Raw genomic sequence first — 23530 nt, forward strand, 5'->3', positions numbered from 1 at the left:
CCGTTAATTTTCCAGCAAACGTTGCAGCAAAATCCCGTTTAGCATGGCGCGTTTGACCAGCGCAAAAGCGCCAATCGCGGAGCGGTGATCCAGCGTCGAGCGCACCACCGGGAGGTTTTTACGGAACGCCTGTAGCGCCTGAGTATTGATGCAACTTTCAATGGCTGGCAGCAGGATTTTTTCTGCTTCGACGATTTCCCCGGCGATCACCACTTTCTGCGGGTTAAAGAGGTTGATGGCGATGGCAATGGTTTTACCCAGATGACGCCCCACGTGCTCTATGACGTCACTGGCGAGCGCATCGCCTTTGTTAGCGGCCTTACAGATTGTTTTGATCGTACAGTCATCCGGCTTCACGCGGCTCTGATGACCCTTTTCCAGTAACTGACGAACGCGTTGTTCAATGGCGGCATTGGCAGCAACGGTTTCCAGACAGCCAAAATTGCCGCAGTGACAGCGCTCGCCCAGCGGGTCGACCTGAATATGGCCGATCTCGCCGACGTTGCCGTTACGGCCGATGAAAATGCGACCATTGGAGATGATCCCCGCGCCAGTCCCGCGATGCACGCGGACCAGAATGGAATCCGCACAATCCTGGCTGGCACCGAAATAGTGTTCCGCCAGCGCCAGGCTGCGAATGTCGTGGCCCACAAAACAGGTAACGTTAAAACGTTTTTCCAGCGCCTCTACCAGCGACCAGTTTTCCACCTGAATATGCGGCATATAACGAATAACGCCGCTCTCCGGATCGACCAGCCCCGGCAGGATCACCGAGATGGCGATAAGCTCGCGTATCTTGCGCTGGCACTCCTCGATAAAGCGGGCAATGGTGTTAAGCAGCGCGTGTTCCAGCGTTTCCTGGGTGCGCTCGGGCAGAGGATAGTGCTCTTCAGCCAGCACTTTGCTGCTCAGATCGTAAAGGGTGAGGGTGGTGTCGTAGCGACCGAGCCGGACGCCGATAGCATGAAAATGACGGGTTTCCGTGATGATGGAGATAGCGCGACGGCCCCCGGTCGAGGCCTGCTGATCGACCTCTTTGATCAGACCGCGCTCGATAAGCTGACGCGTAATTTTGGTCACGCTGGCCGGGGCGAGCTGGCTCTGTTCGGCAATCTGAATGCGCGAGATAGGCCCGTGCTGATCAATCAGGCGGTAGACAGCCGCACCGTTGAGCTGTTTAACGAGGTCAACATTACCAATCTGAGCTTGCCCGCCTGATGTCATACGTTCTCTTTACCCGTTGACGACCTCGTTACCATTAACGATAGTCTTGATGATCTTATAATCGCGCGTGAAGGCAGTCAGGTTGGCCACCATGCCTGGTGCAATGCTGCCCAACTGCTTATCTGCGCCAATGGCGCGTGCCGGATAAAGCGTTGCCATGCGCAGTGCTTCATCCAGCGCAATATTCACATGCTCGACCAGATTGCGCACCCCCTCAATCATGGTCAGCGACGAACCGCTTAACGTGCCGTTTTCATCCACGCACAGTCCATTACGGTAGTATATTGTTTTACCAGCAAAAATGAACTGATCAATATCCGCGCCGGCGGGCGCAGTGGCGTCCGTTACCAGACAAAGTTTATCGCCTTTCAGACGCTTAGCGTTACGAATATTCACATAATCAACGTGAAGTCCGTCAGCAATAATGCCACACCATACGTCTGGCTCGTCAAAAATTGCGCCAATTAACCCCGGTTCGCGGCCGCTGATATATGGCATCGCGTTATAAAGGTGGGTGGCGAAAGTGATCCCGGCGCGGAAGCCGCGTTTTGCTTCTTTTACCGTGGCATTAGAGTGTCCGGCAGAAACAACGATTCCCGCCGCTGCCAGTTGAGTAATGACCTCAGGCGCAACCTGCTCCGGCGCAAGGGTGATTTTGGTGATTACATCGGCGTTCTCACACAAAAAATCGACCAGCGCGGCATCCGGCATACGTACAAACTGCGGATTATGGGTGCCTTTTTTAACGATGTTGAGCCACGGCCCTTCCAGATGCAGACCCAGCGCCTGATGCGGGTGTTTCGCCAGGTATTCGCGCATCACGCGTACGCCCTGTTTCATCAGATCGTCGCTGGTGGTAATCAGCGTCGGCAGATAGCTGGTACAGCCCGATTTTTCATTGGCGCGCTGCATTATTTCAAGCGTTTCAATGCTGACCGCATCGGCAGTGTCGTTAAACTGCACGCCGCCACAGCCGTTCAACTGAACGTCAATAAAACCGGGGGAGACGATGGCCCCGTTCAGCGACCGCTGTTCAATCCCCGCAGGCAGTTCCGTCAGCGGACAAAGACGTTCGATCAGGCCATTGGCGATAACAATCGCATGGTCATCAAGGATTTCGTGACCGGTATAAATCCGGCCGTGGGTTAATGCATACATGTCGACCCCCGGTGGGAAAAATAACCGTCCTGCGCACGGGGGCAGGACGGTGGGATATTACAGACCTTTGATATTTTCAGCTTCCAGCTCGTTGAAATATTTCAGGGTCTTCACTTTCAGTTCCATGGTAGACGGTTCGTCACAGACCACGATGGCTTTCGGATGCAGTTGCAGACAGCTAATGGTCCACATGTGATTAACGTTGCCTTCGACCGCCGCCTGCAGTGCCTGCGCTTTCACGCCGCCCAGCACCAGGATCATCACTTCTTCGGCATCCAGCAGGGTGCCGACGCCCACGGTCAGGGCATATTTTGGCACCTGGTTAACGTCATTATCAAAGAAGCGAGAGTTTGCCACGCGGGTGTCATGGGTCAGCGTTTTAATACGGGTACGCGACGCCAGTGAAGAGGCGGGTTCGTTAAACGCAATGTGACCATCGTTGCCCACGCCACCCATAAACAGGTGAATTTTACCGTAGGAGCGAATTTTATCTTCATAGCGACGGCATTCTGCGTCAATATCTGGCGCGTTGCCATTCAGCAGGTTGATGTTTTCAGCCGGGATATCAACGTGATCGAAAAAGTTATGGTGCATAAAGCTGTAGTAGCTTTCCGGATGCTCTTTCGGCAGGCCAACGTATTCGTCCATGTTGAAGGTCACAACATGTTTGAAGCTGACTTCGCCCGCTTTATGCATAGCAACCAGCGCTTTGTAAGCGGTCAGCGGGGTGCCGCCGGTCGGCAGGCCAAGAATAAATGGACGATCCGCGGTCGGTTTAAAGGCATTGATGCGGTTAACGATATGGCGTGCCGCCCATTTTCCGACCTGCTCAGCCGTTGCCAGTGGAATCAGTCTCATTGTTCACCTCTAAAGTATAAGAAAAAAGTGTGCAGATTGAGCGTCTGTGCAGTGATAAGAGTAATGCACTTTGTCACTGAGCGGGGTAAATCTGCCTTGATTTTTTGAATTGTAAAATAAGTTTTGCCGCATGACCAGCATTATGCCGGCTTACAAACGATATTTGGTGATTAAAATCACAAAAAACACGGATTTAATTTGCGATACGAATTAATTTTGCAGAGAATCATCAACTGTGTGAATGAAATCGATGATTGCAGTAGTTGTCTCACAATAAAAAGGCTGTCTTAAACGAGCCTTATCAGGGTTTCTCAGGGGGAATGACAATGAACGTTTTAGGCTTTTTTCAGCGGCTGGGCAGGGCGTTACAGCTCCCTATCGCTGTACTACCGGTCGCGGCGCTGCTGTTGCGCTTTGGTCAACCCGATCTGCTTAATGTGCCGTTTATCGCCCAGGCGGGCGGCGCGATTTTTGACAATCTGGCGTTAATCTTTGCTATCGGTGTTGCGTCAAGCTGGTCTAAAGACGGCGCCGGGGCAGCAGCGCTGGCAGGCGCTGTGGGTTACTTCGTGTTGACCAAGGCGATGGTCACGATTAACCCGGAAATTAATATGGGTGTGCTGGCCGGTATCATTACCGGTTTAGTGGGCGGTGCGGTCTACAATCGCTGGGCGGATATCAAACTTCCTGACTTCCTGAGCTTCTTTGGTGGCAAACGCTTTGTACCGATCGCCACCGGGTTCTTCTGTCTGATCCTGGCGGCGGTTTTCGGCTACGTCTGGCCGCCGGTGCAGCACGCTATTCATTCCGGTGGTGAATGGATTGTTTCCGCTGGCGCACTGGGTTCCGGTATTTTTGGCTTCATCAACCGTCTGCTGATCCCAACGGGTCTGCATCAGGTGCTGAATACCATCGCCTGGTTCCAGATTGGCGAGTTTACCAATACCGCAGGCGTGGTCTTCCATGGCGACATCAACCGTTTCTACGCGGGTGATGGTACTGCCGGGATGTTTATGTCTGGCTTCTTCCCAATCATGATGTTCGGTCTGCCGGGTGCGGCGCTGGCAATGTACTTCGCCGCGCCGAAAGCGCGTCGTCCGATGGTCGGCGGCATGCTGCTGTCGGTCGCCATTACGGCGTTCCTCACCGGCGTTACCGAGCCGCTGGAATTCCTGTTCATGTTCCTCGCGCCGCTGCTGTATCTCCTGCACGCGCTGCTGACCGGGATCAGCTTGTTTGTGGCGACCGCGCTGAATATTCATGCCGGGTTCTCGTTCTCTGCCGGTGCCATCGACTATGCGTTGATGTATAACCTGCCGGCGGCCAGCAGCAACGTCTGGATGCTGGTGGTGATGGGCCTGATTTTCTTCGCTATCTACTTTGTGGTGTTCAGCTTTGTGATCCGCATGTTCAACCTGAAAACACCGGGCCGTGAAGATGAAGAAGTCGATATCGTAAAAGAAGAAGTCAACAGCAATACCGAAGAGGGCTTAACCCAACTGGCGACCAACTATATCGCTGCGGTTGGCGGTACAGATAACCTGAAAGCCATCGACGCCTGTATTACGCGTCTGCGTCTGAGCGTTGCGGACTCTGCGCTGGTGAATGATGCCATGTGCAAACGCCTCGGCGCTTCTGGCGTGGTGAAACTGAATAAACAGACTATTCAGGTCATCGTGGGAGCAAAAGCGGAATCCATCGGCGACGTGATGAAACGCGTAGCAGCGCGTCGCCCGGTACCGGCGGCGACAGGTTCTGTCTCTCCGGTGGCGGCTGCGCCTGTCGCGGCGAAGCCGCAGGCCGTACCCAATGTCAGAGTCATAGCCGAACTGGTTTCGCCAATTACCGGTGAAATTGTCGCGCTGGATGCGGTGCCTGATGAAGCCTTCGCCAGCAAAGCGGTCGGCGACGGTGTGGCGGTGAAACCGACCGATAAAACCGTGGTTGCACCGGCGGCGGGGACTGTCGTCAAAATCTTCAACACCAACCATGCCTTCTGTCTAGAAACAGAAAACGGCGCGGAGATTGTGGTCCATATGGGCATTGATACCGTGGCGCTGGGCGGCAAGGGCTTTACACGTCTGGTTGAAGAAGGCGCGAAAGTGGTGGCGGGGCAGCCGGTTCTTGAACTGGATCTGGACTTCCTCAACGCCAACGCGCGTTCGATGATTAGCCCGGTGGTATGCAGCAACAGTGACGACTATAGCGCGCTGGTGATTCAGGCGACGGGCCATGTCGTCGCGGGGCAGACGCCGCTGTATGAGATCAAAAGCAAATAATCTGACCACATCATTGTGATGACAGAAGCGGCGGGGGCGACCTCCGCCGCTTTTTTTTGCGCCGTTCATCCCCATAATTCTCATCCGAACCGTAATTTCCGCAACTAATGGTTGTCTCCGGCACTGGCTTATAAGATCATACGCCGTTATCTGTTGTTTACGCCTTGAGGAACCCAAGATGAGTGAGGCAGAAGCCCGCCCGACTAACTTTATTCGTCAGATCATTGATGAAGATCTGACCAGTGGTAAGCACACTACCGTGCATACCCGTTTTCCGCCGGAGCCGAACGGCTACCTGCATATTGGACATGCAAAATCGATTTGTCTGAATTTTGGCATCGCCCAGGATTACCAGGGCCAGTGCAACCTGCGTTTCGATGACACCAACCCGGCGAAAGAAGACATCGAATACGTTGAGTCGATCAAAAACGACGTGCAGTGGTTAGGTTTTCACTGGTCGGGCGACATTCGCTACTCCTCTAACTATTTCGACCAGTTGCATCAGTATGCGATTGAGCTGATTAATAAAGGTCTGGCGTACGTTGATGAACTCTCGCCTGATGAAATCCGTGAGTACCGCGGCACGCTGAAAGCACCAGGCAAAAACAGCCCGTATCGCGATCGCAGCGTGGAAGAGAACCTGGCGCTGTTTGAAAAAATGCGCAGCGGTGGTTTTGAGGAAGGTAAAGCCTGCCTGCGTGCCAAAATCGACATGGCATCGCCCTTTATCGTAATGCGCGATCCGGTTATCTATCGCATTAAGTTTGCCGATCACCACCAGACCGGCAGCAAGTGGTGCATCTACCCGATGTACGACTTCACCCACTGCATCAGCGATGCGCTGGAAGGCATTACCCACTCGTTATGTACGCTGGAATTCCAGGACAACCGTCGCCTGTATGACTGGGTGCTGGACAACATCACCATTCCGGTTCACCCGCGCCAGTACGAATTTTCGCGCCTGAATCTGGAATATACCGTGATGTCGAAGCGTAAGCTCAACCTGCTGGTCACCGATAAGCACGTAGAAGGCTGGGACGATCCGCGTATGCCGACCATCTCTGGCCTGCGTCGTCGTGGCTACACCGCAGCGTCTATCCGTGAGTTCTGCAAGCGCATCGGCGTCACCAAGCAGGACAACACCATTGAGATGGCCTCGCTGGAATCCTGCATTCGCGAAGATCTCAACGAGAACGCGCCGCGTGCCATGGCCGTTATCGATCCAGTTAAACTGGTTATCGAAAACTACCCGCAGGGTGAAAGCGAAATGGTCACCATGCCGAACCATCCAAACAAACCGGAAATGGGCAGCCGTGAAGTGCCGTTCAGCGGGGAAATCTGGATCGATCGCGCTGACTTCCGCGAAGAAGCCAACAAACAGTACAAGCGCCTGGTACTCGGTAAAGAAGTGCGCCTGCGTAATGCTTATGTGATCAAAGCTGAGCACGTGGAAAAAGACGCGGACGGTAACATTACGACCATCTTCTGTTCTTATGATGCCGAAACGCTGAGCAAAGATCCGGCTGATGGCCGCAAGGTAAAAGGTGTTATTCACTGGGTAAGCGCAACGCACGCGCTGCCAGTTGAAATTCGCCTGTATGACCGTTTATTCAGCGTGCCAAATCCAGGGGCTGCGGAGGATTTCCTGACGGTCATTAACCCGGAGTCACTGGTTATCAAACAGGGCTTTGCCGAGCCATCGCTGAAAGCGGCTGAAGCAAGCAAGGCGTATCAGTTCGAACGCGAAGGCTACTTCTGCCTTGATAGTCGTTACGCAACCGCAGAAAAACTGGTGTTTAACCGCACCGTGGGGCTGCGCGATACCTGGGCTAAAATCGGCGAGTGATCTTCGGTTAAAATGCTGGCGACCGTGTCAGCCTCGTTGATGTCGTTTTGCCGGGTGGCGGCTTCGCCTTACCCGGCCTACGAAAACATACAATATCAGCAAGTTACATCATAAACGTAGGCCCGGTAAGCGCAGCGCCACCGGGCAAAATTCCACGAGATAACGTTTGCCAGCAGTCTGAACGCCGCGCTGTGCGGCGTTTTTTTATTTGCACTATCAGCAAAATAATCACATGGCTAAATATATTCGCGACGCGAATTAATGATTTTGATCCTTTATCGCCGGTGATCTTCATTCTTAATAATATCAGATCTAAGCCACTGTTTAATCGGCGTTATCGCCCTTGTGACACTCTCATTTTGGCGCATGAAATTGTTACAAAATACGATTAATTATGTGCGCTTCGTCATACTCCTGCATTTTTCCCGCTAAAAAAGATTGATAATTCGCGCCGCGAAAAATACTCTGAATTACAGTAGCCAGTCACATTTTTAGCTGGCCACTTTTTAATTTTATTTTATCGCCGCGTTAGTCGGCGTTTTTAAAAGTCAAAGAGGATCACCCCATGCGTACGTTCAGTGGCAAACGTAGTACGCTGGCGCTGGCTATTGCCGGCGTCACAGCAATGTCTGGTTTGATGGCTTCCCCGCAGGCCAAAGCCGAAGGATTTTTCGACGATTCAACCCTCACTGGCGGTATCTATTACTGGCAGCGTGAACGTGACCGTAAAGATGTCACTGATGAAGATAAGTACAAAGTTAACCTTTCTCATGCCACCTGGAACGCGAACCTTGATTTCCAGTCCGGCTACGCCGCTGATATGTTCGGCCTTGATATTGCAGCCTTTACGGCGATTGAAATGGCTGAAAATGGCGACAGCGCACACCCGAACGAAATTGCCTTTTCTAAAAGTAACAAGGCCTATGATGAAGACTGGTCCGGCGATAAAAGCGGGATAAGCCTGTATAAAGCGGCAGCAAAATTCAAATATGGACCCGCCTGGGCGCGCGCGGGCTATATTCAGCCGACCGGGCAAACCTTGCTGGCCCCGCACTGGAGCTTTATGCCGGGCACCTATCAGGGCGCTGAGGCCGGGGCGAATTTCGACTATGGCGATGCGGGCGCGTTGAGCTTCTCGTATATGTGGACCAACGACTACAAAGCACCGTGGCACGTTGAAATGGATCATTTTTACCAGAATGACCAAAAGACGAAGGTCGATTACCTGCACTCTATCGGGGCTAAATACGATTTCAAAAACAACTTCGTGCTCGAAGCCGCTTTTGGTCAGGCTGAAGGTTACATCGATCAGTATTTTGCTAAAGCCAGCTATCAATTCGATGTGGCTGGTGCGCCTTTAACCACCAGCTATCAGTTCTACGGCACTCGCGATAAAGTTGACGATCACAGTACCAACGATATTTACGACGGCACGGCCTGGCTTCAGGCACTGACTTTCGGCTATAAAGTGGCGGAAGTTGTCGATCTGCGTCTGGAAGGGACCTGGGTGAAAGCCGACGGCCAGCAGGGTTTCTTCCTGCAACGTATGACGCCGACCTATGCTTCCTCTAACGGCCGCCTTGATATCTGGTGGGATAACCGTTCTGACTTTAACGCCAACGGTGAAAAAGCGGTATTCTTCGGCGCGATGTACGACCTGAAAAACTGGGATCTGCCGGGCCTGAGCGTCGGCGCTTCTTATGTGTACGCCTGGGATGCGAAGCCTTCAACCTGGCAGCTTAACCCGGACGCTTACTACGATAAAGACCGCACCATCGAAGAGTCTTCATACAGTCTGGATGCGGTTTACACCCTTCAGGATGGCCGGGCGAAGGGGACGATGTTCAAACTGCACTTCACCGAATACGACAACCACTCCGATATTCCGAGTTACGGTGGCGGATACGGCAACATCTTCCAGGATGAGCGCGATGTGAAATTTATGGTTATTGCGCCGTTTACCATCTTCTGATGCAGGCAACGCTCTTCCAACCCGGCCGCGCAAGCGTGCCGGGTTTTTTAATGGATATCAGGAAGACGATTGATGCGCGTAAGCTTGCCTTTAGTGATCTCAATCGCGTTTTGCTGGCGCAAAAAGGCCATCGATTTCATGACGATACTCCGCGATAAGTTAGTCGACTTAACCACGAAATCGGCAACATTCGTACTGGCGCGAATCGTCGGTTCAAGCCGATCAAGCAGCACAATGGCCCCCTGAACCGCAACCAGACTACTGTAACCTAAAAGCAGCTCTTCCCGCTGGTATTGCCGGGTGATCTGCGCCAGCAAAAGGGTATATACCTGATGATGGGCCTGCTGCTCATCGATCTGCGTAAAAAAAGCGTCATGGCTGACCAGTTGATAGTCACAATCACTGTCTGCGCGGATTGTGACAAATTGTTCCGCCATACCGGGCAGGATCAGACCAACGATGCCGGGAGCCAGCGCCCGGGTCACCAGCAACTCATCATGACGACGCAGAAGCGAATAATCACCGGCATACAGTAAACAGATCGTATCTGCCTGAAACGTCAGGTAGTTGTGACGCAGTAAACGACGTTTGTTAGCGCCATCATCGAAAATAGTCAGAATGTGGGCGAGCGCCTTCTGAAGGAGGACGTGTTGCTGCATGACGCGATCCTTGTCAACTTCATTGTCGTACAGGCGTAACGCCTGAAAGCGGGCATACTAGCCAGGGCAAAGAATAAAAAGTATTGATGAAATCTGAATATACGGGCAGGGAAAGGGAATAAAAAAAGCCAGCCGGGGAGGCTGGCTTGTGATGCCATTACTTGCTTAAGCCTTCATGCGCATTATCGTCTTCGCGGCAGTCGCCTTCAGCACAATGACCATACAGATAAAGGCTATGGTTGGTGAGGCGAATACCGTGTTTAGCCGCAATCTCACGCTGACGCGACTCAATCGAGTCATCGCTGAACTCGATCACTTTGCCGCAGTCGAGGCAAATCAGGTGATCGTGGTGATGCTGCTGAGTCAGTTCGAAAACGGACTTTCCGCCTTCAAAATTGTGGCGGGTGACAATGCCAGCATCGTCAAACTGGTTCAGAACGCGGTAGACGGTGGCGAGGCCAATCTCTTCGCCCATGTCAATGAGGCGTTTGTATAAGTCTTCCGCGCTGACATGATGATTGTCAGGTCCCTGAAGCACTTCCAGGATTTTCAACCGGGGAAGCGTGACTTTCAGGCCTGCTTTCTTTAATGCGGTATTGTTGTCAGTCATGCGGAATCTGTCCTGTTGCTATAAGATTCACTCCCCACAGGGAAGTATTTACAGAGAGTGCATCGCTCATAATGCCTCTCATTATAGAACTGCCATGCCTGATTGAAAACTGCAAGTATCAGACAAAGTTAGCGTTTAAAACGAGGGGGGGTCCGCAAAGCGGCGCTGACCTCGTTAAATCAGTGGCTATTGTACAGATATGTACTGAAAAGTTAAAAAATTGTAGCAATTATTTTGATTGCTTATATCTATCAGTATGACGCAACCAGAAGGTTGCGTCATATCAGCATCAGGCGTTGATGATATCGCTCAGGTGCAGCTCATCGGAAATCTGCTTCACCCACTGCTCTACGCGTTCTGCTGTCAGTTCCGGCTGGCGGTCTTCATCAATGGCCAGGCCAACAAAGTGATCGTCATCGACCAGGCCTTTAGACGCTTCAAAATGATAACCTGCCGTTGGCCAGTGACCCACAATCGTTGCGCCGCGCGGCTCAATGATATCGCGAATAGTACCTAACGCGTCACAGAAGTACTCGGCATAATCTTCCTGGTCACCGCAGCCAAACAGCGCCACCAGCTTACCATTGAAGTCTACCTCTTCCAGCGTCGGGAAGAAGTCGTCCCAGTCACATTGTGCTTCACCGTAGTACCAGGTAGGAATGCCCAGCAGCAGAATATCGTAGCCCGCGAGATCTTCTTTGCTGCTTTTGGCAATGTCATGCACATCGGCGACATCCTTACCTAGCTGCTTTTGAATCATCTTCGCGATATTTTCGGTATTGCCGGTATCGCTGCCGAAAAAGATGCCTGTGATTGCCATGAGTAAAATAACCTCTTGATACTTATTGATATGGTGGTGGCGTATTGCACACGGATAAGGGCAATCATAGCAGAACAGAGAAGTACGCGGAAATAGCAATCACGCCCGACTGCACTCTCTGCTACATGAAAAGGGGGATCGAGGGCTTTTTCAGACAATATCCTGCCCGTGCAACTGCGCGAGCTGGCTGAGTAAAATCTCTTCGATCAGCTCACTGCGGCTGATCTGGCGCGCATCCGCCAGTTCGTTGAGGGCATCAACCGCGTCAGCGTTGAGTTTTAACTCAACGCGCTTCAGGCCGCGTACTTTGTCGCGTTTTAACTGATTGCGCTTGTTGATGCGTAACTGTTCATCACGCGCAAGGGGATTGGTTTTGGGTCTTCCCGGGCGACGCTCATTCGCGAACAGATCTATTGTCGTACGGTCCGTTTGTTCTTTTGCCATGATTAAGAGTGACTTCGGGGAAACAAGCAGCCGGGCCATTGCCCGGTTGGGTAGCGCGCCATCATACATCAGTGCAGGAAGCACGCCAACGCCCGCGGGCAATCTGGCGTGCGGACGTTGGATTTTTAATCAGGCGAGTTCGGCCAGATAGCGGCGGATCGCCCGCAATACCGCCTCCGGTTTTTCCGCATGTACCCAGTGGCCCGCCCCGGCAATCACATGCGCCTTCGCCTGCGGAAATTGTGCCAGCAGCGGCTCACGGTAGGCTTCGGTGACGTAGGGCGAATTGCCGCCGGGAATAAACAGCGCCGGACGATCCCAGACCGGGACCGGCTCCCAGCCGACAATATGCGGATATTGCTCCCACAGTACCGGCACGTTGAAACGCCATTCGCCGTCGACAAACGATTTCAGTAAAAACTGGATCACACCTTCTTCGTTAAGGTATTCGCGCATCACCGCAGCCGCTTGTTGACGCGTGGTGCTGCCCGCATCGGTAACGGCATTAATTGCGGCAAAGATTTCATCGTGGCGACGCACGGCGTAATCGACCGGCGCAATATCGATGGCGATAAGCCCATCAATCCGCTCTGCCGCCAGCGCGGTCAGGGCCATGACGGCCTTACCGCCCATGGAATGACCTATAAAGGTGGCTTTCTCTATCCCGTGTTCATCCAGCGTATCCCGCAGATCCTGCGCCATTGCGGAATAAGTCATCTCCGGGGCGCGGGGCGAGAGACCATGATTACGCATGTCTACCTGAAGGATGTCGTAATCGCTGACCAGATCGCGGGCGAGGATGCCCAGATTATCGAGGCTGCCGAACAGCCCGTGAACGAGTACGATGGGTGAAGCATCAGAAGAATGTTGTGCAGATTGCGTGCGGGTATTTAATTTCATGGCAAAGATCTTTTTTTCGCTCTGGCAGGTTAAGGTATTATGGTGAACATTCTGCCGCCCGGCTGCAAGCTTTCAGAAGTTTCCGGACTTTTGCGGTCATCCAGGCTTGACGCTATCCGCAGTTGAGATTTGCCCTTATAATCTCAATAACTTGTACTTAAAAATATCGTACTGGATCAAGATGAAAACGATCGAAGTTGATGATGAGCTCTATCGCTATATTGCCAGCCACACTCAGCACATTGGTGAGAGCGCGTCCGACATTTTACGGCGCATACTGAAATTTTCTGCCGCATCACAGCCTGTCACGCCGGTAAATAAAGCGGTGAGCGCACCCGCTCCGGTGGTTGAGAAAAAACCGGTTAACACCCCTAAAGATAACGTCCGCGCGATGCGTGAGCTGCTGTTGTCTGATGAATATGCCGAACAGCGTAAGGCGGTAAACCGCTTCATGCTGATCCTGTCTACACTCTATTCACTGGATAACACGGCGTTTGCCGAAGCCACCGAGTCACTGCACGGGCGTACCCGCGTGTATTTTGCGGCTGACGAACAAACGCTGTTACAAAGCGGTAATCAGACTAAACCGAAACAGGTGCCGGATACCCCATACTGGGTGATTACTAATACCAATACCGGTCGTAAATGCGGCATGATTGAACATATCATGCAATCAATGCAGTTCCCGGCGGAACTGATTGAAAAGGTTTGCGGCACTATTTAACCCTTGCATCAGAAGGATCAGGCAATGGCAGTTCACAATCGTGCGGGTCAGCCCGCACAACAACGTGATTTGATCAACGTCGCTCAGCTGACGTCTCAGTATTATGTCCTGAAACCGGAAGCGGGCAATCCGGAACACGCCGTTAAGTTCGGTACCTCCGGCCACCGTGGTAGCGCAGCTCGTCAAAGCTTTAACGAACCCCACATTCTGGCGATTGCACAGGCGATTGCCGAAGAGCGGGCGAAAAACGGCATCACTGGTCCTTGCTACGTAGGCAAAGATACCCACGCGCTGTCGGAGCCAGCTTTTATTTCCGTTGTGGAAGTGCTGGCCGCCAATGGCGTGGACATGATTGTCCAGGAGAATAACGGCTTTACCCCGACGCCGGCGGTTTCAAACGCCATTCTGGTACATAACAAAAAAGGCGGCGCGCAGGCTGACGGCATCGTCATCACGCCGTCGCACAACCCGCCGGAAGATGGCGGTATCAAATATAACCCGCCAAACGGTGGTCCGGCCGATACTAACGTCACCAAAGTAGTGGAAGATCGTGCTAACGCGTTGCTGGCTGACGGTCTGAAAGGCATGAAGCGTCTGGCACTGGATGCCGCGCTGGCGTCAGGTCATGTGAAAGAGCAGGATCTGGTGCAGCCATTTATCGAAGGGCTGGCTGAGATCGTCGATATGGCGGCGATCCAGAAAGCGGGCCTGACGCTGGGTGTCGATCCGCTGGGTGGTTCCGGTATCGAATACTGGAAACGCATCGCTGACTATTACAAGCTCAACCTGACCATCGTGAACGATCATGTCGATCAGACGTTCCGTTTTATGCATCTCGATAAAGACGAAGTGATCCGTATGGACTGCTCTTCGGAATCCGCGATGGCAGGGCTGCTGGCGCTACGTGATAAATTCGATCTGGCGTTTGCTAACGACCCGGATTATGACCGCCACGGGATTGTGACCCCAGCCGGTCTGATGAATCCTAATCACTATCTGGCGGTGGCGATCAACTACCTGTTCCAGCATCGCCCGCAGTGGGGCAAAGACGTTGCGGTCGGTAAAACACTGGTGTCGTCAGCGATGATTGACCGTGTGGTGAACGATCTGGGCCGTAAGCTGGTGGAAGTGCCGGTAGGCTTTAAATGGTTTGTTGACGGTCTGTTTGACGGCAGCTTCGGCTTCGGTGGTGAAGAAAGCGCGGGTGCCTCGTTCCTGCGTTTTGACGGTACCCCGTGGTCAACGGATAAAGACGGCATCATCATGTGCCTGCTGGCGGCAGAAATCACCGCCGTTACCGGGAAAAACCCGCAGCAGCATTATGACGAGCTGGCCGCACGCTTTGGTGCGCCGAGCTACAACCGTCTGGGGGCGAGTGCCACGTCAGCACAGAAAGCCGCGCTGTCTAAACTCTCTCCGGAAATGGTCAGTGCCGACACTCTGGCAGGCGACCCGATCACCGCGCGTTTAACCGCGGCACCGGGCAACGGCGCAGCGATTGGCGGTCTGAAAGTGATGACTGACAATGGCTGGTTCGCCGCCCGTCCGTCTGGTACCGAAGACGCATACAAAATCTATTGTGAAAGTTTCCTGGGTGAAGAACACCGTAAGCGCATTGAAAAAGAAGCGGTAGAGATTGTTAGCGAAGTGCTGAAGAACGCCTGACAGGTCTGTTTACCGTAACGCCTCCTTCGGGAGGCGTTTTGCGTTTCAGGGTGTGGGAACGTGCCAAAATTTGCCTGCCTTCCCGTATTCTTTTTATTTTGCCGCTCCGAAAAACTGCGTCTTTGCGAAGAAAAGCCACAACCCGGTCATAATCGGGCATGGAATGAATGACCGTTTGTGACCATTTCCACATTTCGTTTTCTACAACACCAGAATAAAACCCCTGAAATATGTGATGGTCATCACGAAAATAAGCGTATTTCCTCCTCGTTAACGTACAAAATATGATTGCCGTCTAATAAAATTTTTTTTAACCTGCTCGTCACTGTATTGTATGAAGTCAGTCACTTAACAAAAAGCGCCTTTTAGGTATCATACTGCCACATCGAAAATAATATCTGAGAAGCCAAATGCTACAGGTAAAACGTCATTTATTAATATTCCGGTATATAAAAGAGAATGACTGTGCCCGCGTAAAAGAACTCTCAGATATGTTTTCCGTATCCCAGGAAACGATTCGACGGGATTTGGCAATATTAGCCAAAAGTAAAAAAATAGTCCGCAGTTTTGGCGGTGCAGCATTATTTGAAAACAATAATGGTTATCTTGAAGTAGAGCAAAAGGCGGTCTCCGAGAATTTTGTTGATACTGCCGAGTCTTTTATTAAAAGAACCCGCGAGCGCACCGACGTTAAAACACGTATTGCTAAAGCGGCGTTGACATTTATTAAAGAAAACGACTGTATCATAATGGACAATAGCAGCACCTGTTGGTTTTTGGCGCGCCAGTTGCCGGACATCAATTTAACGGTGATCACCAACTCGCTGAATATTGTTCAGACGCTGGCCTGTCGCAAGAAGATCCGTATTATTAGCGTTGGCGGCGAGTATTCCGAGCGCCACGGCGATTTTCATGGCCCGGTGGCGGAACTGACCATTAAAAGCTTTAAGGTGAACAAGTTTTTCTTTTCATGTCAGGGCATCGCGCCGCAATATGACATCCGGGACGGCAGCGAGCTGAACGTGCGGCTAAAGCAAGAAATGCTCAATGTTTCAGATAAAAAAATACTGCTCGCCGATTCAATGAAGTTTGATCAATATTCATTATATAAGATTTGTAATCTGGAAGGCGTAGATGTGCTGATCACCAATAAATTGCCTTCCGAAGAATATCGTTGTGCCAAAATTCAGACGATTGAAACAGATTAATGCATCACTGTATTAAGTAATATCATATTACGCCATCTATTTTAATTCATTCAACGACATCTCAAATGTCATCAGTGAACAAGAGGTTTGCTATGGAACAACTGCCTGAAGATATGAAAGCCGTGGTCTGTCATGGTCCTAAAGATTATCGTTTTGAAAAAATTACTCGCCCGGTTGCTAAAGAAAGAGAAGTGGTCATCAAAGTGGATGGTTGTGGTATTTGCGCCGGAGATTGCAAAGCCAGTGATGGTGCCCCTATGTTCTGGGGTGACGATCCGTGGGTAAAAACACCGGTGGTACCCGGACATGAATTTTATGGCCGGGTCGCCGAATTAGGCGCAGGCTCCGCCGAAAAATATAAATTAAAAATCGGCGATCGTATTCTGGCGGAGCAAATTGTTCCTTGCCACGAGTGTCGTTTCTGTAAGTCCGGAAAATACTGGATGTGTGAAGTCCATGATATTTACGGCTTCCAGAAAGATGTTGCTGACGGCGGGATGGCCGAATATATGCGTTTCTCGGAAAGAGCCATTATTCACAAAATTCCGGATTCGCTCTCCGAAGAAGATGCGGCGCTTATTGAGCCGATGGCCTGCGCCATTCACACCGTGCGCCGTGGTGATATCGATTTGAACGATGTGGTTGTGATTGCCGGTGCCGGGCCGCTGGGGCTGTGCATGATTCAGGTTGCCCATCTTAAAACGCCGAAGAAGTTAATTGTCATCGACACCATGGAAGATCGTCTGGCGCTGGCCAAAACCTTTGGCGCTGACGTAGTGATTAATGCAGCAAAAGAAGATGCGATCGCCATTGTGAAATCCATGACCGACGGCTACGGCTGCGATGTGTACATCGAAGCGACCGGTGCGCCAATTGGCGTAACACAGGGACTTGAGATGATCCGTAAGCTGGGGCGTTTCGTTGAGTTTAGCGTGTTCGGTAAAGAAACCACGGTCGACTGGTCGATTATTGGCGACCGAAAAGAACTTGATATCCGCGGCGCGCACCTCGGCCCGTATAGTTATGACGTGGCTATCGATCTGTTCGACCGTGGGTTAATTACCGCCAAAGGCATTGTAACGCACTTTTATTCTATCGATGACTGGAAGGAAGCGTTTGATATGGCCAAAACGCTGGATTCCATCAAAGTCGTCATTAAACCGTAATTGGTGCCGGGATCGTCTATCCGTAGCGCGGCGATCCCGGTCCCTGATAATGAATTGATAAAAACAGACGTTCGCCAACACCGTTCATAACAATGAGAAGGAGAGTTCATATGTCTGGAAGTTTAAAATGTAAAACGTTACTGGTCGGCTTATTGTCACTGGGGCTAATGGCCGGAGCCAGTGCCAAACAACTTACCGTAGGAATGTCGTTTCAGGAATTAAATAACGAATATTTCGTGACCATGAAACAATCCGTTGAGGATGCCACGAAGGATATCAATGCCAAATTATATACCGCCGATGCCGCTCATGATGTCTCGAAACAAATTAGCGACATCGAGGATATGATCCAGAAGAAAATTGATATTTTGCTCATCAACCCGGCGGATAGTGTCGGTGCTGAAGCTGCCGTGCTGGCGGCAAAAAAAGCGGGCGTGGTGGTAGTCGCCATTGACGCACAGGCTAACGGCCCGCTGGATTCGTTTGTCGGATCGAAAAACTACGATGCGGGCCTGATTGCCGGTGAAAACCTGGCGAAAGCGCTGGGTAACAAAGGCAACGTTGCGATCCTTGACGGTATTCCGGTGGTACCGATCCTTGAGCGCGTGCGCGGCTTTGAAGATGCGATGAAAAAACATCCGGATATCAAAATCCTGACCAAGCTTAACGGCAAGCAGGAACGCGATACTGCGATGAGCGTGACGGAAAACATGCTGCAATCTAACCCGACGCTTAACGGTATCTTCAGCGTTAACGATGTTGGCGCGCTGGGTGCGCTGGCCGCCATTCAGTCTTCCGGTCGCGATGTGAAACTGGTGAGCGTTGACGGCTCGCCGGAAGCGGTCGCGGAAATAGCTAAGGGCACCACGCCGTTCATCGCCACCGCAGCGCAGTTCCCGCGCGACCAGGTGCGTATCGGCTTAGGGATTGCGCTGGCAAAATACTGGGGCGCGAACGTTCCGGCATCGGTTCCGGTAGACGTCAAATTAATTGATAAAAATAACGCCAAAGATTTCCACTGGTAATTCATTACGCTTCAGATGACTTCCGGATGAGGTTGTGAGTTTTTGCACAACCTTATTCCGCTACGGTTTATCTATCACAGCACTGCTGGGTTTTATTTTGATGGAGTGAGACGCATCATGAATTTACTGGAGATTAAGCATGTCAGTAAAACCTTTCCCGGTGTAAAGGCCCTTGATGATATTAATATAACGTTAAAAAGCGGCGAAGTTCATGCCCTGCTCGGCGAAAATGGTGCAGGTAAATCGACCTTAATGAAAGTGCTTTGCGGCATTTATCAGCCCGATGCTGGCAGTATTTTTATTAATGACCAGCAGCAACATTTTCAGACCTATCGTGATGCGATTCGCGCAGGTATCGGCATTATTTTTCAGGAATTTTCCCTGATTCCTTATTTAAATGCGTATGAAAATATTTTCCTTAACCGCGAATTAACCAACCGTTTCGGTTTACTCGACCGCAAAAAAATGCGCCACGAGGCGATGCGCATTTTTAACGATCTCGGCGTCAAACTCGATCCCGATGAACAAATTTGCCACCTTAGCGTAGCCGAACAACAATTCGTCGAAATTGCCAAAGCGTTATCGCTGGAAGCACGGATCCTGGTGCTCGACGAGCCGACCGCCACGCTGACGCCAACGGAAGCAGAGCATCTGTTTCGGGTGATGCGTGACCTGAAGGCGAAAGGGGTGGGCATGTTTTTCATCTCGCACCACCTTGAAGAAATTTATGAAATTTGCGACAGCCTGAGCATCTTACGCGACGGTAAATATATTGGTTCTGCTCAGGTTGATAATGTCGATATTTCCACCATGATTCAGATGATGGTTGGGCGTGAAGTCGACAACATTTACCCGGCTAAACGGGCGCTGGGCGTGCGAGACGTGATCCTCGACGCCGAGATCCAGTTAACCGAGGCCAGCCCGTGTAACCGTCTGACGCTACGGAAAGGCGAAATCCTGGGGTTATCGGGGCTGGTGGGGTCCGGGCGCACCGAAACCATTCTGGCCATGACCGGCGCGGACAAATGCTTTCGCAAACGGATCGCTCTTTTTGGTCAGGAGGTGAAACTCAACTCCACCTCTCAGGCGTTAAAGGCCGGGATCGGGTTACTGCCTGAAAGCCGTAAAACGCAGGGGCTGGTGCTGCCTTTTTCGGTGAAAGACAATATCTGGCTGAATAAACACTCGCTGCGCCACCTGTTTATTAACGACGCAGCGGAGTTAACCACCACCAGGTCATTAATTTCAAGCGTTGGGGTAAAAACGCCGGATGCGTGGACGGCGGTAGGTACGCTCAGCGGTGGCAATCAGCAAAAGGTCGTGATCTCACGCTGGCTTAATCATGATGCGAATATTTTAATTTTTGATGAACCCACCCGCGGTATTGACGTCGGTGCAAAATCAGAAATTTATCAGATTATGCGTCGACTTACCGAACAGGGTATTTCCATAATTATGATTTCTTCTGAATTGCCGGAAATTATTGGCGTCAGCGATCGGGTTATGGTTTTCCGCGATGGGGAAATCGTCGCCGAACTGGAAGGCGGCAATATTAATTCGACAGATATTATGTTGCATGCCGCAGGTAATATTATTTAGGGAGTTCCCAATGAGCAATGTCAATGTTTCCGCTGTACCGGTTGCTAAGTCTGAAAAGAGTGCTGGAATCATGTCCCGATTAATGAAAACACCTGCCTTTTTACCGTTTATTGGTCTGGTGCTGTTATTTGGTTGTATGTCGATATTCAATGACTATTTTCTCACCGTGGAAAATTTATCGACCGTTGCCAGACAGGTATCCATCAACGCGATTATCGCCATCGGAATGACCTTTGCTATTCTGACCGGCGGCATCGATCTTTCTGTCGGCGCGGTGATGGCGCTGTGCGGGACCCTAATGGCCGGGCTGATGAAATTCTACGGTCTCGATCCATGGATGGCAATTACCCTGGGTTTACTGGCGGGCGTCGCTTTCGGTCTTCTGAACGGCTTTCTCACCGCCTACGGTAAAATGCCGCCAATTATTGTCACCCTCGGGGCGATGATTATCGCTAAAGGTCTGGCGTTGATTTACACCGGCGGTTATCCCATCTCCGGGCTGCCTGATTCTTTTTCCTTCTGGGGCCGTGATTATATTTTTGGTATCCAGGTTCCTATCGTGTTAATGGCGCTGCTGTATATCGTCTTTTATATCGTGCTCAACCATATGCCTTTTGGCCGCTATGTCTATTCTCTGGGCGGCAATGAAGAGGCGGCCCGGCTTAGTGGGCTGCGGGTTAAATATTACAAGCTAATGGTGTATGTCATTAGTGGTTTTACCGCCGGATTTGCCGGGCTTATTTTTACCTCCCGCGTGATGAGCGGGCAGCCCAACGCGGGCGTTGGCTTCGAACTGGATGCGATTGCCGCTGTGGTGTTGGGCGGGGCATCCATTGCCGGGGGGCGTGGCATGATCATCGGTACTTTGATCGGCGCGATGATGTTAGGCGTCTTAAATAATGGCCTCAATTTGCTGGGTATTTCACCGTATGTTCAGTATCTGGTGAAAGGGCTGATTATTTGGGGTGCAACGTTTATTAGTTCGGCCAGACGGTAGTCATTTTTTCCTGATACCCATTTAACGAAGGAGTGCGTCATGAATTTTATCGGGATAGACATTGGCGGAACAGTTACCAAGGCAGGCATTTATGATGCGCGAGGGAATGAGATCCACGTTGCATCACGCTATGCTGAGGTACTGGCAGAACAGCCCGGCTTTAGCGAGCGTAATATGGATGAGCTATGGGAGACCGTTTGCCACGTCGTTAAGCAGGCAATTTATGAAAGTCAGGTTCCACCGCTCAGTATTAAAGGCATTAGCTTTTCTTCCCATGGAAAAGGGCTGTACGCCATCGACAAAAAAGGCAAGCCGGTGCGTAACGGGATTATTTCTTCCGATACCCGGGCGCTGAGCTATGTCAAAAGATGGTATCAGGACGGCATTGATAAGCAGGCCTATCGTAAGGGCTTACAGCAACTGTGGACAGGTCATCCGGTATCTCTGCTGGCCTGGCTGAAGGATCGTGAACCGGAAAATTACGCCAGAATTGATGCCGTATTAATGGTGCATGATTATATTCGCTTTAAATTTACCGGCGAGATCCATGCTGAAATCACCAATATCTCCGGCAGCAATTTTTATAACCAGTTCACCTCGCGTTATGACAGCGAGATGATGGCTCTCTTTGGTATTCCTGAAGTCGTTGATAAAACAGCACCGGTCATTAACTCAACCGATAGGGTCGGGGTCATTACACCGCAGGCGGCGCTGGATTGTGGCTTGTGTCCGGGAACACCGGTATTTGGCGGGTTTTTTGACGTGGTCTCCAGCGCCGTGACCTCGGGCATTGATAATGAAAAAACGCTCAGCGCCGTGGCCGGAACCTGGAGTATTGCGACCTCCGTTACCGATCGGATTATTGCCAGCGATTTTCCCTATATCTGGGGTAAATATTGCGTGCCGGGGAAATATTTTGTGCATGAAGGCAGCCCTACCTCAGCCAGCAATCTGACGTGGTTTATTAAGCAGTTCTTTCAGGATGAAGCGCAGTGCTACCAGAATTTTGAACAGTGGATTGCGGAAAGTCGCGATGAGCAGCTCGTTTTCCTGCCCTATTTATTCGGTTCAAATCTGGAAATGGACTTGCAGGGTGGGCTGATAGGTCTGGCGGGCCACCATACTAAAAAAGATGTGATTGCCGCAATTTATCGCGGAATTGTTTTTTCGCATCTGGTTCACCAGGACCGCATTATTTCCCTCAATCCGGCCATTGAGAAAATTCGTTTTACCGGCGGGCCGAGTCAGTCGAAACAATGGACGCAGATGTATGCCGATGCGGCCAATTTACCGCTGGAAGTGGTGGATATCGAACAGGCCGGATGTCGGGCGGCCGCACTTTGTGCGGCAACCGGCGCGGGTGTGTATTCCAGTTTCAGCGAGGCGATGGCGCAGACGCAGCCTGAGGTGGTGTTATTTGAACCTGACGCGCGGCGGCATCAGCAGTTGCGTGAAGGCTACGCGCGTTATCTCAACGTTGCCCACGCCTTATCACAGCGAGCGAATGCCAAATGAAACCAACCATAGGGATTTATGAAAAGGCGTTGCCGAATGCCTTGAGCTGGACGGAACGCTTTGATGTGGCGGCGCAACTGGGCTTCAGCTTTATCGAAATGTCGGTAGACGAAGATCCGATTCGTCAGGCGCGTTTACAGTGGAACCGCGCGGAACGCCTCGACTTCGTTGCCGGGAAAATCAACAGCGGTGTTGATGTGCCGAGTATGTGTTTATCTGCTCATCGCGCGTTTCCGTTTGGCAGTCTGAAGCGCGAAACGCGTGATAAGGCGCGTGATCTGATGCGCGATGCGCTGGCGTTTGCCAGCCAGGTCGGCATCCGCAATATCCAGCTTGCAGGGTACGATGTTTATTATGAATCTTCTTCTTCACAAACCCGCGAGCTGTTTATCGAAGGGATAAACTGGGCCGTGTCGCAGGCGGCGAAAGCGCAAATTATGCTTTCTATGGAGATCATGGATACCGCCTTTATGAGCAATATTTCGCGCTGGCTGGATCTGGAGCGCAAGATATGTAGCCCGTGGTTTTGTGTTTATCCCGATGTCGGCAATTTAAGCGCCTGGCATAACGATGTGCCGGTGGAGTTAAGTAAAGGCATCCATAAAATCTCGGCGATCCATTTAAAAGATACCCGACAAATTTCCCCCTTTTCATTAGGGCAGTTTCGCGACGTGCCGTTCGGCACTGGTTGCGTGAATTTCGACGAGGTTTTCCGCACGCTGTCATCGCTTAATTATCGCGGTGCGTGGCTGATGGAAATGTGGGCTAAAAATGATGGCGCAGATGTGCAGCGCATTGCCGAGGCGAAAGGCTGGATAGAAGATAAATACCAGCACGCTTTTTTGAATTAGCGCCCTGAAT

At 51.4% G+C, this 23530-nt stretch carries 20 protein-coding genes; 12 read left to right on the forward strand and 8 right to left on the reverse strand.

Annotation, left to right across the window (positions count from 1 at the left end; translation table 11 throughout):
• Window positions 1–3 precede the first annotated feature (3 nt).
• From nagC to nagB, 3 genes are read right to left on the reverse strand one after another with little or no spacing between them, the layout of a single operon-like run.
• Complete coding sequence (gene nagC / locus ACMGGS_RS13985; RefSeq protein ID WP_414163144.1) at window positions 4–1224, reverse strand: DNA-binding transcriptional regulator NagC; 1221 nt, start codon at window positions 1222–1224, stop codon at window positions 4–6.
• A gap of 9 nt (window positions 1225–1233) precedes the next feature.
• Entirely contained in the window at window positions 1234–2382 is a 1149-nt protein-coding gene (gene nagA / locus ACMGGS_RS13990; protein WP_414163145.1) for an N-acetylglucosamine-6-phosphate deacetylase, read from the reverse strand.
• Between the two features lie 57 nt (window positions 2383–2439).
• Window positions 2440–3240 carry a glucosamine-6-phosphate deaminase gene (nagB, locus tag ACMGGS_RS13995; RefSeq protein ID WP_176917658.1) on the reverse strand — a complete coding sequence of 267 codons (801 nt, stop codon included), beginning with the start codon at window positions 3238–3240 and terminating at the stop codon, window positions 2440–2442.
• Window positions 3241–3566: 326 nt separating this feature from the next.
• Between nagB and nagE the strand changes: the two genes are divergently transcribed.
• From nagE to chiP, 3 genes are all read left to right on the forward strand, one after another.
• Window positions 3567–5519: a PTS N-acetyl glucosamine transporter subunit IIABC gene (gene nagE / locus ACMGGS_RS14000; RefSeq protein ID WP_414163146.1), complete on the forward strand. Its 1953-nt coding sequence runs from the start codon at window positions 3567–3569 to the stop codon at window positions 5517–5519.
• Between the two features lie 178 nt (window positions 5520–5697).
• Window positions 5698–7365, forward strand: coding sequence for a glutamine--tRNA ligase (gene glnS, locus ACMGGS_RS14005; RefSeq protein ID WP_176917656.1), 1668 nt, complete (start codon window positions 5698–5700; stop codon window positions 7363–7365).
• Between the two features lie 565 nt (window positions 7366–7930).
• On the forward strand, window positions 7931–9337 hold the full coding sequence (chiP, locus tag ACMGGS_RS14010) for a chitoporin ChiP (RefSeq protein WP_414163147.1): 1407 nt from the start codon (window positions 7931–7933) through the stop codon (window positions 9335–9337).
• A 47-nt stretch (window positions 9338–9384) separates the two neighbouring features.
• Here chiP and ACMGGS_RS14015 read toward each other — a convergent pair whose 3' ends face one another.
• The 5 genes from ACMGGS_RS14015 to ybfF all read right to left on the reverse strand — a co-directional run bounded on the left by ACMGGS_RS14015 (window position 9385) and on the right by ybfF (window position 12770).
• Complete coding sequence (locus ACMGGS_RS14015) at window positions 9385–9996, reverse strand: helix-turn-helix domain-containing protein (protein WP_414163148.1); 612 nt, start codon at window positions 9994–9996, stop codon at window positions 9385–9387.
• Between the two features lie 157 nt (window positions 9997–10153).
• On the reverse strand, window positions 10154–10606 hold the full coding sequence (gene fur, locus ACMGGS_RS14020; protein ID WP_414163149.1) for a ferric iron uptake transcriptional regulator: 453 nt from the start codon (window positions 10604–10606) through the stop codon (window positions 10154–10156).
• A 289-nt stretch (window positions 10607–10895) separates the two neighbouring features.
• On the reverse strand, window positions 10896–11426 hold the full coding sequence (gene fldA / locus ACMGGS_RS14025) for a flavodoxin FldA (RefSeq protein WP_276164270.1): 531 nt from the start codon (window positions 11424–11426) through the stop codon (window positions 10896–10898).
• A 150-nt stretch (window positions 11427–11576) separates the two neighbouring features.
• A complete protein-coding gene (ybfE, locus tag ACMGGS_RS14030; RefSeq protein ID WP_176917699.1) occupies window positions 11577–11870 on the reverse strand; it encodes a LexA regulated protein in 294 nt (97 codons plus the stop codon).
• Between the two features lie 129 nt (window positions 11871–11999).
• The gene (gene ybfF / locus ACMGGS_RS14035) at window positions 12000–12770 is read right to left on the reverse strand and encodes an esterase (protein ID WP_414163150.1); all 771 of its coding nucleotides are present in this window, start codon (window positions 12768–12770) and stop codon (window positions 12000–12002) included.
• A gap of 181 nt (window positions 12771–12951) precedes the next feature.
• Between ybfF and seqA the strand changes: the two genes are divergently transcribed.
• From seqA to ACMGGS_RS14080, 9 genes are all read left to right on the forward strand, one after another.
• Window positions 12952–13494 (forward strand): replication initiation negative regulator SeqA, encoded by a 543-nt coding sequence (gene seqA / locus ACMGGS_RS14040; protein WP_276164273.1) that lies wholly within the window; start codon window positions 12952–12954, stop codon window positions 13492–13494.
• Window positions 13495–13518: 24 nt separating this feature from the next.
• On the forward strand, window positions 13519–15159 hold the full coding sequence (pgm, locus tag ACMGGS_RS14045) for a phosphoglucomutase (alpha-D-glucose-1,6-bisphosphate-dependent) (protein WP_414163151.1): 1641 nt from the start codon (window positions 13519–13521) through the stop codon (window positions 15157–15159).
• Between the two features lie 410 nt (window positions 15160–15569).
• The gene (locus ACMGGS_RS14050; protein WP_414163152.1) at window positions 15570–16367 is read left to right on the forward strand and encodes a DeoR/GlpR family DNA-binding transcription regulator; all 798 of its coding nucleotides are present in this window, start codon (window positions 15570–15572) and stop codon (window positions 16365–16367) included.
• 92 nt (window positions 16368–16459) lie between these two features.
• The gene (locus tag ACMGGS_RS14055; RefSeq protein WP_414163153.1) at window positions 16460–17533 is read left to right on the forward strand and encodes a zinc-binding dehydrogenase; all 1074 of its coding nucleotides are present in this window, start codon (window positions 16460–16462) and stop codon (window positions 17531–17533) included.
• 167 nt (window positions 17534–17700) lie between these two features.
• Complete coding sequence (locus tag ACMGGS_RS14060; RefSeq protein WP_414166275.1) at window positions 17701–18558, forward strand: substrate-binding domain-containing protein; 858 nt, start codon at window positions 17701–17703, stop codon at window positions 18556–18558.
• A gap of 114 nt (window positions 18559–18672) precedes the next feature.
• The gene (locus ACMGGS_RS14065) at window positions 18673–20157 is read left to right on the forward strand and encodes a sugar ABC transporter ATP-binding protein (protein ID WP_414166276.1); all 1485 of its coding nucleotides are present in this window, start codon (window positions 18673–18675) and stop codon (window positions 20155–20157) included.
• A 70-nt stretch (window positions 20158–20227) separates the two neighbouring features.
• Window positions 20228–21154 carry an ABC transporter permease gene (locus tag ACMGGS_RS14070; RefSeq protein ID WP_414166277.1) on the forward strand — a complete coding sequence of 309 codons (927 nt, stop codon included), beginning with the start codon at window positions 20228–20230 and terminating at the stop codon, window positions 21152–21154.
• Window positions 21155–21193: 39 nt separating this feature from the next.
• The gene (locus ACMGGS_RS14075) at window positions 21194–22669 is read left to right on the forward strand and encodes an FGGY-family carbohydrate kinase (RefSeq protein WP_414163154.1); all 1476 of its coding nucleotides are present in this window, start codon (window positions 21194–21196) and stop codon (window positions 22667–22669) included.
• Window positions 22666–23520, forward strand: coding sequence for an L-ribulose-5-phosphate 3-epimerase (locus ACMGGS_RS14080; protein WP_414163155.1), 855 nt, complete (start codon window positions 22666–22668; stop codon window positions 23518–23520). The genes ACMGGS_RS14075 and ACMGGS_RS14080 overlap by 4 nt, the downstream gene beginning before the upstream one ends.
• Window positions 23521–23530 lie beyond the last annotated feature (10 nt).

Origin of the sequence: Superficieibacter sp. BNK-5 (assembly GCF_047456055.1) — a bacterium.
Lineage (GTDB): Bacteria > Pseudomonadota > Gammaproteobacteria > Enterobacterales > Enterobacteriaceae > Superficieibacter.